Source organism: Streptomyces hainanensis (assembly GCF_004348415.1).
Lineage (GTDB): Bacteria > Actinomycetota > Actinomycetes > Streptomycetales > Streptomycetaceae > Streptomyces > Streptomyces hainanensis.
The window spans coordinates 1-2,998 of the sequence record NZ_SMKI01000672.1; the positions used below are offsets into that span (position 1 = coordinate 1).

General features: G+C 75.6%; 4 protein-coding genes. All 4 read right to left on the reverse strand.

What is annotated here, in order from left to right; all coding sequences use genetic code 11:
• Positions 1-1,376: AtzH-like domain-containing protein (locus E1283_RS34480; RefSeq protein WP_207930652.1), on the reverse strand; the 1,376-nt coding region annotated here is incomplete at its 3' end.
• Between the two features lie 8 nt (positions 1,377-1,384).
• On the reverse strand, positions 1,385-1,810 hold the full coding sequence (locus E1283_RS34485) for a cupin domain-containing protein (RefSeq protein WP_132822107.1): 426 nt from the start codon (positions 1,808-1,810) through the stop codon (positions 1,385-1,387).
• A gap of 8 nt (positions 1,811-1,818) precedes the next feature.
• Positions 1,819-2,604 (reverse strand): creatininase family protein, encoded by a 786-nt coding sequence (locus E1283_RS34490; RefSeq protein ID WP_132822108.1) that lies wholly within the window; start codon positions 2,602-2,604, stop codon positions 1,819-1,821.
• A gap of 13 nt (positions 2,605-2,617) precedes the next feature.
• On the reverse strand, positions 2,618-2,998 hold a 381-nt coding region (locus E1283_RS37765), incomplete at its 5' end, for a hypothetical protein (protein WP_207930653.1).

Sequence of the window (2,998 nt, forward strand, 5' to 3'; positions counted from 1 at the left end):
GGGCTGCTGGCGGCGGGGAGCAGCAGCGCGGTTCCCGGCGGGAGCGCGGCGGTGATCAGGGAGCGGGCCTCGTCCAACTCCCGTTCGGCGCCGGCGAGCCGGGCGGGCGTCACCTCCCGCCCGGCGGCGAAGCGGGCGGCGACGTCCGGTGCCAGCGCCCCGGGGTGGCGGTCGATCCAGGCGCCGTGGCGTTCCCACGCTTGCGCGGCCTGGACGGTTCGGAAGGCGGCGAACCAGGCGTCGAGCCGTTCGGCGCCCGGTAGGGCGAGGCGGGTCAGGGGCAGTCCGGTCCGCAGGGTGAGGGCGCGGCAGGCCGCCTCGAAGGAGGCGCGGACCCCGGGCTCGGCGAGCGCCGTGAGGCGGTCGTCGACGGCCAGCACGCGGACGGGCGAGGCGGCGTCCGCGCTGTTCGGCAACAGCGTTCCGGCGGCGGTGCGCAGCAGGTCCGCTCCGCGGGCCAGCAGTCCCGCGGTGTCGAACGCGGGGGCCAGCGGGAGGAGCCCGCGGGTCGGCACGGCACCGTGGGTGGGCCGCCAGCCGTGGAGCCCGCAGTACGAGGCGGGCACGCGGATGGAGCCCGCGGTGTCGGTCGCCAGGCCCAGGTCGGCCCAGCCGCGGGCCACGGCCGCGGCCGGGCCGCTGCTCGAACCGCCGGTGACGTGGCCGGGGGCCGCTGGGTTGGCCGGGGTGCCGTAGTGGGCGTTGGTTCCGGCGAGGCTGAAGGCGAGTTCGTCGGTGTGGGCGATGCCGGCCAGTTCGGCCCCCGCGTCCAGCAGGGCCTGTACGGCGTCGGCATGGCGGTTCTCGGTGGGGGCTTCCGCGAGCCACCTGGGGGTGCCGGCCCCGACGGGGTGGCCGGCCACGGCGAAGAGGTCCTTGACGGCGACGCGGACTCCCGACAGGGGTCCTTCCGGCGCGCCCGTGGCGAGGGGCTCGCCGCTGACGCGCCAGACGGCCGGGTCGGGCCCCGGCTCCGGGACGCGGCGCGGGACGGCGCTGACGTGGGCGGCGCGGACCCGCCAGCCGGCGTCCGTCCGCTGCCAGACCTGGGTCTGCAGCCCCCGGGAGCCGTCGGCCCTGCGGGTTTCGGCGATCACCACGGCGGCGCCGGGTGAGACCGGGGTCGTGTGCACGCGCTCCACCGTGCGGGCGGGGGCGCCGGCGCGCCCGCGGCGGAAGTCCGCGATGGCCTGGTGGCCGGTCAGGACCGTGGTGCCCTCGGCGCGCAGGGTGTCGGGGGCGTCGAGGAACCAGTGGTCCAGGGCCGCGACGTCGTCGGCGGCCAGGGCCCGCTCGTACGACCAGAAGGCACCGAGGAGTCCGTCGTCCGTGTCCGCGTCCGCGTCCGCGTCCGCGTCGGTCATGGGGCTGGTCACGGGGCCGTTCACCGGGCCCGGAGCACGGCCAGGTCGTCCTTGTCCAGGACGGTGGCCGGGCCGTTCTCGATCAGTTCGGCGAAGCCCTCGTCGGGGGACATGACGGTCAGGGTGTAGAGCCGCTCGGTGGCGGAGGTGTTGGTGATCCGGTGCCGGGATCCGGCGGGCAGTACCAGGACGTCGCCGGGTGCCAGGTCGCGGGTGTGCTCGTCGCTCTCGGCGCGGCCGTGCCCGGACAGGACCACGAACGTCTCGACCGAGTCGGTGTGCGAGTTGAACGGCTGGGCGCCGCCGGGTTCCCATATCTCGAAGACGACGGTGGTCGGCGAGCCGTCCCGGGGGCCGGTGAGGACGGCGAGTCTGACCGTGTCGCCGGCGGTGATGTGGTGGGCGGTGATCTCGTTCAGCGGCTTGAGCAGCGGGGGCGTGGACATGGGGGCTCCTAGGTGGCCGGACGGGGCGCGGGACGGAAGCGGGCGCACTCGCGCAGCGCGGCGGCGGCGCGGGCCACGGCGGCGTCGACGAGCGTGCGGCCGAGTTCCGGGGTGGCGCCCGTGGGGTCGCCGATGACGCCGTCGGCCGTGGCGAAGTCGTCGCTGGTCCAGCCGAACGCGACCGGCTTGCCGAAGCCGATGTACTCGTAGTCGGTCAGGTGCTCGGGGACGCTGCGGCGGGCGAGGTCCATGCGGACCAGGTCGGGCCGCAGGTGGAGCAGGGCGGAGGTCTCGTTGTGGCCGCCGTGCACGCCCATGCCGTGCTCGGCCGCCGGTGAGGTCCCGCCCTGGTCTGCGGGCAGCGAGGCGTGCAGCAGGAACGTGGCCAGGCCGTGCCTGGTGCGCAGCTCGCGCAGGGCGACCGCGAGCAGCGCGCTGTTGCCGCCGTGCGCGTTGAGGAACGCGATCCGGCGCACGGGGCCGGCGGCCAGCGACCGGCCGATGTCGTCCAGCACCGCGAAGAGGGTGCTGGCACTCAGCCACAGGGTGCCGGGGGACCAGGCGTGTTCGTCGGACTTGGCGTAGGCGAGGCCGGGCAGCAGGGTGATGTCGCAGGTGTCGGCGGCGGCCTGGGCCGCGCCCGCGGCGACCGCCTCCGCCACGATGTGGTCGGTCGCCACGGGGAGATGGGGTCCGTGCTGTTCGATGGCGCCGACCGGCAGCACGGCGACGGTGTCGGCGCTCAGCCCGGCCACGTCGGGGGCGGTGAGGTCGGTGAAACGGGTGAGGGCCAAGGCTGGCTCCCTTTCAGGCGCTGAGGAGGTGGCCGGGGTTGATCAGGCCGAGCGGATCGGTGGTGCGGGCGGTGGCGCGCACCAGGTCGACCCGCCGGTCCACGTACCACTGGTGCACGTCGTGGACGCCCACGCCGAGTGCGTTCAGCGCCTCGATGCCCCGGTAGACGGTGTCCGGGTCCTGGTAGCGGGCCATGAGCATGCCGACGGGGCCGGCGCGCATGCCCTCGAGGTGGAGCACGGTGTCCGGGTAGACCGCCCGGACGGCGGACGGGTCGCCCAGCAGCACCTCGCCGCTGATCTCCAGGTGGAACCAGCCCTGCTCGGCCTTCATCAGGTGGTACGTCGGGTGGTTGAAGGAGAGCGAGCTGATGAGGGCGGGGCCGTGCGGGGC

Bases quoted from the DNA above. Each gene is read 5' to 3' on its own strand.
- E1283_RS34485 (WP_132822107.1), bottom strand. From the start codon at position 1,810: ATGTCCACGCCCCCGCTGCTCAAGCCGCTGAACGAGATCACCGCCCAC.